Origin of the sequence: Mangrovibacter plantisponsor, assembly GCF_003182475.1 — a bacterium.
Lineage (GTDB): Bacteria > Pseudomonadota > Gammaproteobacteria > Enterobacterales > Enterobacteriaceae > Mangrovibacter > Mangrovibacter plantisponsor.
Window position 1 is genome coordinate 89,584 of record NZ_QGTS01000005.1, and the last position, 13,061, is coordinate 102,644.

Annotated in this window: 13 protein-coding genes and 1 pseudogene; 9 read left to right on the forward strand and 5 right to left on the reverse strand. The window is 50.7% G+C overall.

Annotation, left to right across the window (positions count from 1 at the left end; genetic code table 11):
- Position 1 precedes the first annotated feature (1 nt).
- Positions 2 to 1,297, forward strand: a complete 1,296-nt coding sequence (gene uraA, locus DES37_RS09165) for a uracil permease (protein ID WP_036116313.1) — start codon at positions 2 to 4, stop codon at positions 1,295 to 1,297.
- A gap of 96 nt (positions 1,298 to 1,393) precedes the next feature.
- Positions 1,394 to 2,095 (forward strand): DnaA inactivator Hda, encoded by a 702-nt coding sequence (locus DES37_RS09170; RefSeq protein ID WP_072007010.1) that lies wholly within the window; start codon positions 1,394 to 1,396, stop codon positions 2,093 to 2,095.
- 169 nt (positions 2,096 to 2,264) lie between these two features.
- On the opposite strand, the gene arsC is transcribed toward DES37_RS09170, so the two are convergent.
- The gene (arsC, locus tag DES37_RS09175; RefSeq protein ID WP_110025613.1) at positions 2,265 to 2,618 is read right to left on the reverse strand and encodes an arsenate reductase (glutaredoxin); all 354 of its coding nucleotides are present in this window, start codon (positions 2,616 to 2,618) and stop codon (positions 2,265 to 2,267) included.
- A gap of 9 nt (positions 2,619 to 2,627) precedes the next feature.
- Positions 2,628 to 4,091 carry a beta-barrel assembly-enhancing protease gene (bepA, locus tag DES37_RS09180; protein WP_110025614.1) on the reverse strand — a complete coding sequence of 488 codons (1,464 nt, stop codon included), beginning with the start codon at positions 4,089 to 4,091 and terminating at the stop codon, positions 2,628 to 2,630.
- Positions 4,092 to 4,327: 236 nt separating this feature from the next.
- Between bepA and DES37_RS09185 the strand changes: the two genes are divergently transcribed.
- Positions 4,328 to 5,398, forward strand: coding sequence for an AI-2E family transporter (locus DES37_RS09185; protein WP_110025615.1), 1,071 nt, complete (start codon positions 4,328 to 4,330; stop codon positions 5,396 to 5,398).
- Positions 5,399 to 5,509: 111 nt separating this feature from the next.
- Here the strand turns inward: DES37_RS09185 and bcp are convergent, their stop codons facing one another.
- On the reverse strand, positions 5,510 to 5,980 hold the full coding sequence (bcp, locus tag DES37_RS09190) for a thioredoxin-dependent thiol peroxidase (RefSeq protein ID WP_110025616.1): 471 nt from the start codon (positions 5,978 to 5,980) through the stop codon (positions 5,510 to 5,512).
- Between the two features lie 15 nt (positions 5,981 to 5,995).
- Positions 5,996 to 6,553, reverse strand: a complete 558-nt coding sequence (locus DES37_RS09195; RefSeq protein WP_036116300.1) for a glycine cleavage system transcriptional repressor — start codon at positions 6,551 to 6,553, stop codon at positions 5,996 to 5,998.
- A gap of 145 nt (positions 6,554 to 6,698) precedes the next feature.
- Here DES37_RS09195 and dapA point away from each other — a divergent pair, with 145 nt between their 5' ends.
- The 6 genes and pseudogenes from dapA to DES37_RS09225 all read left to right on the forward strand — a co-directional run.
- The gene (dapA, locus tag DES37_RS09200) at positions 6,699 to 7,577 is read left to right on the forward strand and encodes a 4-hydroxy-tetrahydrodipicolinate synthase (protein ID WP_110025617.1); all 879 of its coding nucleotides are present in this window, start codon (positions 6,699 to 6,701) and stop codon (positions 7,575 to 7,577) included.
- 15 nt (positions 7,578 to 7,592) lie between these two features.
- The gene (bamC, locus tag DES37_RS09205) at positions 7,593 to 8,624 is read left to right on the forward strand and encodes an outer membrane protein assembly factor BamC (RefSeq protein ID WP_110025618.1); all 1,032 of its coding nucleotides are present in this window, start codon (positions 7,593 to 7,595) and stop codon (positions 8,622 to 8,624) included.
- A gap of 114 nt (positions 8,625 to 8,738) precedes the next feature.
- On the forward strand, positions 8,739 to 9,452 hold the full coding sequence (gene purC / locus DES37_RS09210) for a phosphoribosylaminoimidazolesuccinocarboxamide synthase (RefSeq protein ID WP_036116295.1): 714 nt from the start codon (positions 8,739 to 8,741) through the stop codon (positions 9,450 to 9,452).
- Between the two features lie 167 nt (positions 9,453 to 9,619).
- Positions 9,620 to 10,492, forward strand: coding sequence for a KPN_02809 family neutral zinc metallopeptidase (ypfJ, locus tag DES37_RS09215; RefSeq protein WP_036116293.1), 873 nt, complete (start codon positions 9,620 to 9,622; stop codon positions 10,490 to 10,492).
- A gap of 6 nt (positions 10,493 to 10,498) precedes the next feature.
- Positions 10,499 to 12,538, forward strand: coding sequence for a tRNA(Met) cytidine acetyltransferase TmcA (locus tag DES37_RS09220; protein ID WP_342768393.1), 2,040 nt, complete (start codon positions 10,499 to 10,501; stop codon positions 12,536 to 12,538).
- Positions 12,539 to 12,559: 21 nt separating this feature from the next.
- Positions 12,560 to 12,799: pseudogene (locus tag DES37_RS09225) on the forward strand (esterase); the annotation flags it as partial.
- A gap of 57 nt (positions 12,800 to 12,856) precedes the next feature.
- On the opposite strand, the gene DES37_RS09230 reads toward DES37_RS09225, so the two are convergent.
- Positions 12,857 to 13,051, reverse strand: a complete 195-nt coding sequence (locus DES37_RS09230; protein ID WP_036116284.1) for a YpfN family protein — start codon at positions 13,049 to 13,051, stop codon at positions 12,857 to 12,859.
- Positions 13,052 to 13,061: the final 10 nt, after the last annotated feature.

Below are 13,061 nucleotides of genomic sequence, written 5' to 3' on the forward strand. Positions count from 1 at the left end.
TATGACGCGCCGCGCTATCGGGGTGAGCGAAAGACCACCGTTGTTGCAGACCATCCCCCTTAGTTTACAGCACTTGTTCGCCATGTTCGGCGCAACCGTGCTGGTGCCTATTCTGTTTCATATTAATCCGGCAACCGTTTTGCTGTTCAATGGCGTGGGGACACTGCTCTATATATTTATCTGTAAAGGAAAAATCCCGGCATATCTGGGTTCTAGCTTTGCATTTATTTCCCCCGTCCTGCTGTTGTTACCTTTAGGCTATGAAGTGGCTCTGGGTGGCTTCATTATGTGCGGCGTGTTGTTTTGTATTGTCGCGCTGATTGTGAAACAAGCCGGGACAGGGTGGCTGGATGTGATGTTCCCACCCGCTGCAATGGGGGCAATTGTTGCCGTTATCGGGCTGGAGCTTGCTGGTGTGGCAGCCAACATGGCCGGGTTATTACCTGCGGATGGTAAACCCGCAGACAGCACCACTGTGATTATTTCTGTCACAACTCTGGCGGTAACTATCCTTGGGTCAGTGCTGTTTCGCGGTTTTCTCGCCATTATCCCAATTTTGATTGGTGTGCTTGCGGGTTACGCACTTTCATTTGCTATGGGGGTTGTGGATACCACTGCAATTCGTGAAGCCCACTGGTTTGCCTTACCAACTTTTTATACTCCCAAGTTTGAGTGGTTTGCGATTTTCACCATTTTACCTGCTGCGCTGGTAGTTATTGCTGAGCATGTCGGGCACCTGGTTGTGACTGCGAATATCGTCAAAAAAGATTTGATTCGTGACCCGGGTCTGCACCGTTCAATGCTGGCAAATGGGTTATCCACCATCCTTTCCGGGTTCTTTGGCTCCACACCTAACACCACTTATGGTGAAAACATTGGTGTGATGGCTATCACCCGTGTTTACAGCACCTGGGTTATTGGCGGTGCTGCGGTGTTCGCGATTCTGCTGTCCTGCGTGGGTAAACTGGCGGCAGCGATTCAAATCATACCTGTTCCCGTAATGGGGGGTGTTTCACTGCTGTTGTACGGCGTAATCGGCGCATCCGGTATCCGTGTGCTGATTGAATCTAAAGTGGATTACAGTAAAGCGCAAAACCTTATTCTGACTGCGGTGATTTTGATTATCGGGGTGAGTGGCGCGAAAGTGCACATTGGTGCGGCTGAACTAAAAGGGATGGCGCTGGCAACGATTGTTGGTGTCTGCCTGAGCCTGATTTTTAAAGTAATCTCTGTGTTACGCCCGGAAGAAGTTATTGAAGACGAAAGTGGCGATGATAACGCCCCGGCGAAGTCCTGATATGATAACGGGCAGCCCTGTGCTGCCCGGTTCATTCACCATGTGTTTCTGTGTTACACTGCATCTGTTTTTTGGTAAGCCCAAACTGAGGTCCTTCTGAACACGCCGGCACAGCTCTCTTTGCCTCTCTATCTTCCTGACGATGAAACTTTCGCGAGTTTCTGGCCGGGTGATAATCCTTCTTTGTTAGCAGCAGTACAAAATGTGCTGCGGCAGGAACATAGCGGGTATATCTATTTTTGGTCACGAGAAGGTGGCGGGCGCAGCCATTTGCTGCACGCTGCATGTGCTGAGCTTTCTCAGCGTGGTGAAGCGGTTGGGTATGTCCCGCTGGATAAACGCACCTGGTTTGTGCCGGAAGTACTGGACGGCATGGAGCAACTTTCACTGGTCTGCATAGATAATATTGAGTGTATAGCCGGTGATGCATTGTGGGAAATGGCGATTTTCAACCTGTATAACCGAATTCTGGAATCTGGCAAAACGCGTTTATTTATTACGGGTGACCGCCCTCCACGCCAACTTAACCTGCAACTTGCCGACCTTGCCTCACGCCTGGACTGGGGGCAAATCTACAAGCTTCAACCACTTTCTGATGAAGATAAACTGCAGGCTTTGCAATTGCGGGCGCGGTTGCGTGGTTTTGAATTACCCGAAGACGTAGGCCGTTTTCTGCTTAAACGCCTTGACCGGGAAATGCGAACGCTGTTCCAGACACTGGATCATCTGGATAAAGCCTCTATTACTGCACAGAGAAAGCTGACAATTCCTTTCGTTAAAGAAATTCTCAATCTGTAGTATTACTAACCGCAGTATTTCAAACCATAGTACTTCAAACCGTAGTACTTCAAGCCGTAGTATTGCGAGCTGTCGCGTTTTGAACGGTTGTACTTCGAACAGGAACCCCAGCACTGCGCACAGCTGCACCAGTGTGAAAACGCAGCGCCAGGCACTGCGTTACTCTCTGTTAAATAATATCCAGCACTTGTTCAGGCGGCCTGCCCAGCCGGGCTTTCCCGTTGCTAATCACAATAGGGCGCTCAATTAACTTCGGGTGCCTGGTCATGGCGTCAATCAACGCATCTTCACTGGTTTCATCAGCAAGATTAAGTTCTTTATACAGTGCTTCTTTCGTGCGCATTAACTGGCGGGCACTGTCCATACCTAACTGACTTAGCAGCGTTTTTATTGTGCTGGCAGAAGGTGGTGTATCCAGATAAAGCACCACTTCTGGTTCAATCTGTTTTTCTTTCAGCAATGCCAGAGTTTCACGGCTTTTGGAGCAACGCGGGTTGTGATAAATAGTGACTGCCGGTTTCATTGTGCTGTGTTACCTCTTTTCATATGTCCGAAAACGTTGCTGCAACTGGCGCAACTGGTCAATACGCGCGTCGTAGCGTTGTTGTTGCAGGCTACCCAGTTTTACTTGTGAACTCGCTGAGCTGAGAGTTGTGATGGCCTGGTCTATTTTGCCGGTGAGAGCCAGGTTCTCTGCCCGTGCCGCCAGTTCCTGGTCACGGTGACCAAGCGCCGCCTCTGCCTGAGCCAGCAAATCCCAGCCATTGGTGTCGTCGGGGTTGCTGAAGGTATAGCGGTTCAACATTTGCGCGGCCTGCTCATTCTGCCCGGCCTGAATAAGCGCGTTTGCCAGGTTGAGCTGGAGCACAGGGTTGTTACGTAAATCGGGTGCTTTTTGTAACCTGGCTATGGCTTCGGTATTTTTTTTCAGGCCAAGGTCTATATCGGTCGCGAGATCAAGATACCAGGGGTCGTTTGGTTGAGCAGACAATAGCGGCTGCAAAAGTTTATTGGCATCAGCATATTTACTGGCTTCCAGTGCCAAAATTGCACGCCCATACTGCGCCGCATGTTGCTGGCGAATATTCCCTTTTGACCAGGTATCCAGCAGGTCACTGGTTAGCTGATTTTGCCCGGAATTATACATGCCTAATACACGTGCTTTCGCCATGTAGAAATCTTCTGATGAGTGCACTACGACATGAGGCATTTGGTTAGCACGGTTACGCGCATCGGCCAGGCGGCTTTCGGGTAATGGGTGAGTCAGTAAAATTTCAGGCGGGCGTGATGCATAACGCGACTGGTCGAGCAATTTTTCCATAAAAGCAGGCATTGCCTGTGGGTCGAAACCTGCGCGTTGCAGCACCTGAATACCAATACGGTCAGCTTCCTGTTCATTTTGTTGTGTGAAGCTGATAATGCCCTGCTGAGCGCCAGCCAGGGTACCGGTTAGTGCTGCCATACCTGCCTGAGGGTTCGCCATTGCCAGCAGAATAGAGCCCAATGCTCCCACCCAGGTGAGAGGAGCATTGCGTTTCTGGTCTTCCATGGCACGCGCCAGGTGGCGTTGTGTGACGTGGGAAATTTCATGCGCCATGACAGAGGCTAACTGGCTTTCGTTATCTGAAAAACGGAATAAGGCAGAATGCAGAACAACGTTGCCGCCGAAAAATGCGAAGGCGTTGAGTTCATCGCTGTTAATTAAGTAGAAGTGGAATGGCGTTCTTACTGAGTTTGCATGTGAAACCAGACGCATCCCCAGCTTGTTAATGTACTGGCTTAATAGCGGATCGTTGATAAGCGGTGCACTGCCTCGCAACTGGCGGACATAGTAATCCCCCATCTCCATTTCCTGGCCGATTGATAATGTGCTGCCCGCTGAGGTGCCCATATCTGGCAAATCATCGGTACCACTGGCAAATGCCGGAGCAACCTGCCCGGCAAGCGTGCTGAGCATCAGCGATGCAACCAATGATTTTTTTAACACACTGAACATAACTCTCTTCCTGTTGTTATGGTGTAATCAGGTCTTCTGCTTTACCTGTGCCACCTTACAGATGGCGCCTGCAGTATCGCACAGTCATCCACGGTAACAAGAGCAATTACATAACACTACTGTATCGATATATAAAGAATATCGCGCCGCGCAAAGAAACAAAAAACGAAGTCTTTTTTGTGACATTTAGATACAATTCGCCAGATGCTTTGCTAATGAGGACAGGGAAGAAAACTATGCTCGAAATGTTAATGCAGTGGTATCGGCGCCGGTTCAGTGACCCGGAAGCGATTGCATTGCTGGTAATTCTGGTTTTCGGTTTTGGGATCTTATTCTTTTTTCATAGTTTGCTGGCACCTCTACTGGTTGCCATTGTGCTCGCCTATTTATTGGAGTGGCCCACAACACGCCTTGAACGCATGGGGTGTTCACGCCGTTTGGCTACCTCTGTGGTGCTGATTCTCTTTGCCGGGATTTTGCTGCTGATGGTCTTTTTTGTTGGGCCGGTGGCATGGCAGCAAGGTATAAACCTGATCCGCGACATGCCAGGCATGTTCAATAAGTTGTCGGACTACGCGGCGACATTGCCCAAGCGTTATCCGGCGTTAATGGATGCCGGTATTATTGATGCGATGGCGGAAAACTTGCGAGCCAGGATGATTACGGTGGGCGATTCTGTCGTGAAATTTTCGCTGGCTTCATTAGTGGGGTTACTCACATTATCCATTTATCTGGTACTGGTGCCGTTAATGGTTTTTTTCCTGTTGAAAGATAAAGACCAGATGATTAACGCGGTACGCCGGGTTCTGCCAAAAAACCGTGGGCTGGCAGGCCAGGTATGGATAGAAATGAACCAGCAAATCACCAATTACATTCGCGGTAAAGTGGTGGAAATGGTGATTGTCGGGGTGGTGTCTTATATTTGCTTCCTGTTATTTGGGCTGAATTATTCGCTGCTCCTCGCTGTGTTGGTTGGGGTATCTGTGCTGATCCCTTATATCGGCGCGTTTGTTGTTACTGTGCCAGTGGTTGGGGTGGCGATGTTCCAGTTTGGCCTGGGCACAGAGTTCTGGAGTTGTTTCGTTGCTTACCTGATTATTCAGGCACTCGATGGTAATTTACTGGTGCCGGTATTATTTTCAGAAGCGGTGAACTTACATCCACTGGTTATTATTCTTTCGGTGGTTATTTTTGGTGGGTTGTGGGGCTTCTGGGGCGTATTTTTCGCCATTCCGCTGGCAACGTTAATTAAAGCGGTTGTCCATGCGTGGCCGGAAAGTGTCAGCCGTGAGGACAGGTTGTCCTGAAACAGCAACGGGTGAGCAGGGCTCGCATAACTGCACGTTCGCGTAACTATGATAAAAGCCGGCATACCGCCGGCTTTATATTATTCAGAGCCAGAAGGCAGGAATCAGCTATCAGCTGTTGGCTTTCAACCAGCCCAGCACGATGTCGTGGTGATTACTGGTTTTAAAATCATCAAATACATGCTCAATAACACCGTCGGCATTAACCAGGAAACTGGTGCGATGTATGCCGTCATAGGTTTTCCCCATGAAACTCTTTTCTCCCCAGATCCCAAATTGCTCACAAACCTGGTGGTCTTCATCAGAGAGCAGCGTAAAGTTCAGAAGTTCTTTCTCTGCGAAGCGTGAAAGCTTCTCTGGTTTATCTGTACTGATGCCCAAAATTTCAACATTGAATTGTTTTAATTCATCCATGTTATCGCGCAGGCCACAGGCCTGAACGGTGCATCCTGGTGTCATAGCTTTGGGGTAGAAGTAGACCAGAACACGCTGTCCCTGGAAGTCGGTCAAATTTACTTGTTCGCCATCCTGATCAGGCAAACTAAATTTCGGTGCGGTATCACCGGCTTTCAGTGGGTTCATTACGACTCTCCGTCTTTATTCATCTTGCTGTTGGTAATTCACCACGTTAATAGTGCCTTGTGCATCGAGTTCTGTACACAGGTCTTTGAATGCCTGCTCGATTTCTGATGCATTTTGCGACGCCGGACTGTGCGCCGTAATTTGAATATATAACTGTGGCGGCAAATTATCCTGTGCAGGTTGGGTGCGGGAGACCAGTTCAGCAATATTCATGTGCCATTCATCAAATAAAGCGGTGAAGCGCTCAATAATATGCGGTGAGTCTTCTACTTCCACCTGAACCCACACGGTTGATGGCATCGCTTCGCGGTCGTGAGCGACCGTTCGCTTCATCACAATCAGTAAATCCAGCTCGGCCCCTTTCAACGGCAGGGTTGACTCAATGAGCGTAATGGCGTTCCAGGAGCCAGAAAGCAGCATGATAAAAGTGAACTCTTCGCCCAGCATTGCCAGCCGGCTGTCTTCAATATTACAGCCGCAACTGCTGACATGGCGGGTGATTGTGTTCACGATCCCTGGGCGATCCGTACCCAATGCTGTGATGACCAGATAATGTTGTGATGAAGGCGTCAAACGGAATCTTCCTGCGAAACGATGGAGTTACATTAGGAAAGCACAAAAAAAACCTGTGTACAACCGCGCATAAGCCTTTGTGCGCTTGCTTTTCTGACATTACAAAACGTACCATTGACGCACTTGTTTGCGGAGAGGATGGGCAATGTTCACGGGAAGTCTTGTTGCGCTTATTACACCGATGGATGCTAAAGGTAATGTCTGTCGGTCAAGCCTGAAAAAACTGGTTGATTATCATGTCGATAACGGAACGTCGGCGATTGTTTCAGTAGGGACGACTGGCGAATCAGCCACACTGAGTCATGATGAGCATGGTGATGTCGTCATGTTGACACTGGAACTGGCTGATGGCCGTATACCGGTTATTGCAGGTACAGGTGCCAATGCCACTTCTGAAGCCATCTCTTTAACGCAACGCTTTAACGATTCTGGCGTTGTTGGCTGCCTGACAGTCACGCCTTATTACAACCGTCCTACTCAGGAAGGTATGTACCAGCATTTTAAAGCTATCGCTGAAAATACGAGTTTGCCGCAAATTCTGTATAATGTGCCGTCCCGTACCGGGAGCGACATGTTGCCAGAGACGGTAGCGCGTTTGTCTAAAATAAAAAATATCATCGGGATTAAAGAAGCAACCGGGAACTTAAGTCGCGTTAACCAGATCAAAGACCTGGTTCAGGATGATTTCATCCTGTTAAGTGGTGATGACGCCAGCGCACTGGATTTTATGCAACTTGGTGGTGATGGTGTGATTTCCGTAACAGCTAACGTTGCGGCGCGCGAGATGGCGGATGTTTGCCGTCTGGCTGCCGAAGGTCATTTTGCGCAGGCGCGCGAAATCAATAAACGTTTAATGCCGTTGCACCATAAATTATTTGTAGAACCCAATCCAATCCCGGTGAAATGGGCCTGTAAGGAGTTGGGGCTTGTAGCAACCGACACGATGCGTTTGCCAATGACACCACTGACAGATGCCAGTGTCCCGGTCATTACCAACGCACTCAAACATGCCGGTTTGCTGTAACGTTAGGGAGATTTGATGGCTTATTCAGTACAGAAATCGCAGGTCGCCAAAGTTGTCAGCCTTTCGCTGGTTATGCTGTTGGCAGCCTGTAGTTCCGATTCCCGTTATAAACGCCAGGTAAATGGCAATGAGGCTTACCTCTCCGCCACACCACTTGCTGAATTGCACGCGCCATCGGGCATGATTTTGCCGATTGAAAGCGGTGATTACACCATTCCGCCTGGTGGTGGCAAAGGGGCCGTAGGCCTGGCTCTGGATATTCGCCCACCAGCACAGCCACTGGCGCTGGTGAATGGTGCGCGTACTCAGTTTACGGGTGATACAGCCACATTATTAGTGGAACGTGGTAGCGATAACGCACTGTGGGCGCAGGTAGTCAGCGCGGTTCTGGCTCATAATTACCCGGTTATGAAGCGTGATGATGCGAGCAAGACCCTGACTACTGACTGGGTTCAGTGGAATCGTGCCGATGAAGACGAACAATATCGTGGTCGCTATCAAATCAGCGTGAAACCACAAGGTTACCAACAGGCTGTTGTTGTCCGCCTGCTTAACCTTGAGCAAAATGAAAAGCCAGTTGCAGATGCCGCATCTATGCAGCGTTACAGCACTGAAATGCTGAATAATATCGCTGAGGGTGTTGATAAATCTCAGAATGCGCAATTGAATGCCAACAACCATGGGATTCGGGAAATCGATGTCCAGAGCGGCGCCGATGATACCGGGTTACCGATGCTGGTGGTACGTGCGCCATTCAACATGGTCTGGGATAAACTGCCCGCCGCACTGGAAAAAATAGGGATGAAAGTAACAGACAGAACGCGTTCCCAGGGGAACCTGTCTGTGACGTATAAACCTGTTTCTGACAGCGCATGGCGTGAACTGGGTGCACGGGATCCAAACTTGCCTTCCGGGGATTACAAACTCCAGGTGGGTGATTTAGATAACCGCAGCAGCCTGCAGTTTACTGACCCGAAAGGGCACATACTTACGCAGTCGCAAAACGATGCGTTGGTGGCGGTTTTCCAGGCCGCATTTAATAAGTAATTCACAGGGCCGGTTTATCCGGCCCTTTGTATCTTGATTTCGCGTTAAGAGTCTGGCTACCTGGCTCAACATCATCAGGCCACTCAGTGGTCGTTAAACCTGGAGTAATTAAAGATGCAAAAGCAAGCTGAGTTGTATCGTGGCAAAGCGAAGACCGTATACAGCACCGAGAATCCGGATCTGTTGGTACTCGAGTTCCGCAATGATACGTCAGCAGGGGATGGCGCGCGTATTGAACAGTTCGATCGTAAAGGTATGGTGAATAACAAATTCAACCATTTCATTATGACCAAACTGGCAGAAGCGGGCATTCCAACCCAGATGGAAGCGCTGTTGTCCGACACTGAGTGTTTGGTGAAAAAACTGGATATGGTTCCTGTTGAATGTGTTGTGCGTAACCGTGCCGCTGGCTCTCTGGTAAAACGCCTTGGTATTGAAGAGGGCATTGAACTGAATCCACCGCTGTTCGACATGTTTCTTAAGAATGACGCCATGCATGACCCGATGGTGAACGAATCTTATTGCGAAACATTTGGTTGGGTGAGCAAAGAACATCTGGCTCAGATGAAAGCGTTGACTTACAAAGCCAACGACGTCCTGAAAAAGCTGTTTGATGACGCCGGGCTGATTCTGGTCGATTTCAAACTGGAGTTCGGTTTGTTCAAAGGCCAGGTTGTACTGGGTGATGAGTTTTCACCAGATGGTAGCCGTCTGTGGGACAAAAATACTCTGGACAAAATGGATAAAGACCGTTTCCGCCAAAGCCTGGGTGGTTTGATTGAAGCGTATGAAGAAGTCGCACACCGTCTGGGTGTTAATTTAGACTAACCACGCAATCGTTTCCGTTGCAGGCTGGTACACCGTTTTGTGCTGGCCTGCTTTGCCTGACGCGCTCTTCCCTCCGTTCATTTCCTTTTCCTGGTCTATTTTCAGTGGTAATCACCGGCCAAATAATCCAGGATCTTGTTATCTCATACGCACCAAAAGGGGATGTTATGCGTTGGCAAGGGCGTCGCGAGAGCGATAACGTAGAAGACAGGCGTAATCAACAACGCAGTTCTGCGTATCAGCGCAGGGGCATGCGTTTGCCCCGGGGGAAAAGCGGCCTGGTTATTTTGGTACTGGTCGGTGTGGCAGGGTATTACGGTGTCGATCTTACTGCATTGATAACCGGTGAACCGGTGTATCAACCGGCTCAACAGCAAACAACACGCCCCAGTGCCAAACAGGATGAAGCCGCAAAATTTACTTCGGTTATTCTGGCTACCACAGAAGATACATGGCAAGGCCTGTTCAAACAAATGGGTAAAAACTGGCAACCGCCGCGCCTGGTGATGTACCGGGGGGCCACACACACTGGTTGTGGGACCGGGCAGTCAGTTATGGGGCCGTTTTACTGCCCGGCAGATACCACTGTTTATATCGATCTCTCGTTTTATGACGATATGAAACATAAACTGGGTGCCGGAGGGGATTTTGCTCAGGGGTATGTTATTGCTCATGAAGTAGGCCACCATGTGCAGAAACTGCTGGGTGTGGAAGCTAAAGTGCGCCAGTTGCAGCAGCACGCCACAAAAGTTGAGGCAAACCGCCTGTCGGTGAAAATGGAGTTGCAGGCAGACTGCTTTGCAGGCGTTTGGGGCCATGCGATGCAAAAAGAAGGTGTTCTGGAAGCCGGAGACCTCCAGGAAGCGCTGAACGCAGCCGAAGCTATTGGTGATGATCGCCTGCAGCAGCAAAGCCAGGGGCGAGTAATTCCTGACAGCTTCACTCATGGTACTTCTGAGCAGCGTTATACCTGGTTTAACCGCGGTTTTAAAAGTGGTGACCCCGCGACATGTAATACATTCGGCAACACCCGGATATAATCGCTCGTGGCACATCTTTTTCCCACAGATAACTGGCTGGCTTTGACGCAACATATGGCGCGTGCTGGCCAGCGCCGTTTACTGTTGCTGGCAGGAGATAATTCCTGGAGTGAAAGCCAGGCAGCTCACCTGCAACATTGCCTGCCGGGCGACTGGCTATGGGTGAGCGATAAAGCTAATCAGGCGCAGGCCTGTCCCCCCCGTAATGCCCGGGCGTTATTAGGGCGGGAATTTCATCATGCGGTCTTTGACGCCCGTTTGGGTTTCGATGCCGAAGCCTTCGCCATTCTTGCCGGTACCTTGCGTGCAGGCAGCTGGCTGGTCATGCTGACCCCACCTTTTGCTGATTGGCCAAACCGGCCTGACTGTGACAGCCAACGCTGGAACGACCAACAGCAGCCCACCGCTTCGCCACAGTTTGTTGCCCGTTTTCTTGCTGTGCTGCAAAGCCAGTCGGCGGAGATGCTGGTGTGGCATCAGGGGCAGGCTCCTGTGTTCCCGGCGCAGTACCCGTTGGCCTGCTGGCACCCTGTACAGGGTGAGCCTCTGCAAACGCAGGCAGCGATTCGTGATGAATTGCTGGCGATGGCATCAGGTATCGCTGTTGTGACTGCCGGGCGGGGGCGGGGAAAATCGGCACTTGCCGGTATGCTGATTCGTGCCTGGCAGGGCACGGTGTTAGTCACTGCCCCGGCACGAGTGGCAACGGATGTTATGGCTGAGCACGCTCATAAACCACTGGCGTTTATTGCCCCGGATGGCTTACTGGAGCAAATGCACTCTGGTAAAACTCCGCATGCTGACTGGCTGGTGGTGGATGAAGCCGCAGCCATTCCCTTGCCTCAACTGGCCGCCATGATTGAGGGTTTTTCACGGGTATTACTAATCAGTACGGTTCAGGGGTACGAAGGAACCGGGCAGGGCTTTATCCTCAAACTCTGTAGCCAGTTGCCGGCATCTCGCCGCTATGTGCTGAACACGCCGGTACGCTGGGCTCCTGATTGCCCCCTGGAGCTGTTTGTCTCCAGCCTGTTGTTGTTTGATGAATCGGGCACAGGTACAACGCCAGTTTCTGGCGAGATGCTTCCTGCGCCAGTTTTTGGCACTGTTTTACCCAGCGAGCTGACAGATGTATACCGGTTATTGTCCAGTGCGCATTACCGCACTTCCCCCCTCGATTTACGCCGGTTACTGGACGCGCCGGGCCAGCATGTGGTTGCCGCAAAAATTGGTGGTAAACCGATTGCAGCAGCCTGGCTGGTTACAGAAGGGGGGTTAACTCAAAAACTAAGTGAAGCGGTATGGGCCGGATTCCGCCGCCCACGCGGGAACCTGGTCGCGCAGTCTCTGGCGGCACATGGTGGCTCTCCCCGGGCTGCAATGTTAACGGGCTGGCGGGTATCTCGTATTGCTGTTTATCCCGGTGCTCAGCGTAAAGGTGTAGGGCAGGCATTGATTGCTGAAGTAAAACGCCAGGCACCTGCCGGTTGTGATTACCTGTCTGTCAGCTTTGGGTATACCCAGGCGTTGTGGCGCTTTTGGGAACGTTGTGGTTTCCGGCTGGTGCGGATGGGAACCAGTCTTGAAGCCAGTAGTGGGTGTTATACGGCAATGGCGCTTTTGCCGCTCACGCAGGAAGGAGAAGCACTGGCCGCAAATGAAGCCCGGCACTTGTCGCGCAATTTATCCTGTTTGCAGCCCTGGCTGCCATTTCCGCTACCTGGTGAGCCGGATACCGGTCGCAACCTGTTACCTGGTGACTGGCGCGAGCTTGCTGGCTTTGCCTGGGGATACCGGCCGTTAATGTCCTGCCTTGTGAGCCTGGTGCGGGTGCTTGCTATCTGCCCGTTAGAATTGCCCGCTTTGCGAGGTGAGTTGCAGTCGCGCCAGCCAGCCGCTGTGCTGTGCGGTAACCTGGGGTTGGCCGGGCGCAAAGCTTTGCTGTCCCGTCAGCGGCTGGAGGCCGGGCAAATACTCGTCTGGCATGACGAAAACCAGGCCCACACTCTGAAAGCCTGGCTGGCGCAATTGCAATTTTTCGACTAAGTCCTTCAAGAGTGAGCCACGGTTATTCATGGGGAATATGATGATGTGGTTGAAGTCCGTACCGCACAGCAAGGCTATGTCGCATTGCTGCATGCTGGTGGCGATGTGACGTTGGATATTGTTGATGACCTTGGGCACGCTATTGATGAACGCAGTATGAAGTTCGCGCTGGATCATTTGCGTTATACCATCCCACGCCGCTACTTTGACGATGCGTTAAGCGTTTCGCCCGGTAAAAGTGATGTTATTGGGTTGCGTTGACACAAAATTGTTGCCTGCAAAAAACATCAGCCCCTGCCGGAACAGGGGCTGATAACGTTATTTGCTTTTTTTACCCGGCCAGTTATCGTCATCGTCCCACTTGTCATTGCAATCACGATGTGGTGGCAAATCAGGCTTATTGGCGAGGAATTTTTTGTGATCAACACGCATCAAATCTTTGATAACGTTGATGAACACTCCAAGTAAAAATACCAGTACCAGTATCCACCAGTATTTTGATAACCATTCCATTGCTTGTTCC

What these genes read in the sequence shown, in the direction of transcription:
- uraA (WP_036116313.1), top strand. Translation starts at nt 2, where the DNA reads ATGACGCGCCGCGCTATCGGGGTGAGCGAAAGACCACCGTTGTTGCAG.
- arsC (WP_110025613.1), bottom strand. Translation starts at nt 2,618, where the DNA reads ATGAAACCGGCAGTCACTATTTATCACAACCCGCGTTGCTCCAAAAGC.
- bepA (WP_110025614.1), bottom strand. Translation starts at nt 4,091, where the DNA reads ATGTTCAGTGTGTTAAAAAAATCATTGGTTGCATCGCTGATGCTCAGC.
- DES37_RS09185 (WP_110025615.1), top strand. Translation starts at nt 4,328, where the DNA reads ATGCTCGAAATGTTAATGCAGTGGTATCGGCGCCGGTTCAGTGACCCG.
- bcp (WP_110025616.1), bottom strand. Translation starts at nt 5,980, where the DNA reads ATGAACCCACTGAAAGCCGGTGATACCGCACCGAAATTTAGTTTGCCT.
- dapA (WP_110025617.1), top strand. Translation starts at nt 6,699, where the DNA reads ATGTTCACGGGAAGTCTTGTTGCGCTTATTACACCGATGGATGCTAAA.
- bamC (WP_110025618.1), top strand. Translation starts at nt 7,593, where the DNA reads ATGGCTTATTCAGTACAGAAATCGCAGGTCGCCAAAGTTGTCAGCCTT.
- purC (WP_036116295.1), top strand. Translation starts at nt 8,739, where the DNA reads ATGCAAAAGCAAGCTGAGTTGTATCGTGGCAAAGCGAAGACCGTATAC.
- ypfJ (WP_036116293.1), top strand. Translation starts at nt 9,620, where the DNA reads ATGCGTTGGCAAGGGCGTCGCGAGAGCGATAACGTAGAAGACAGGCGT.
- DES37_RS09230 (WP_036116284.1), bottom strand. Translation starts at nt 13,051, where the DNA reads ATGGAATGGTTATCAAAATACTGGTGGATACTGGTACTGGTATTTTTA.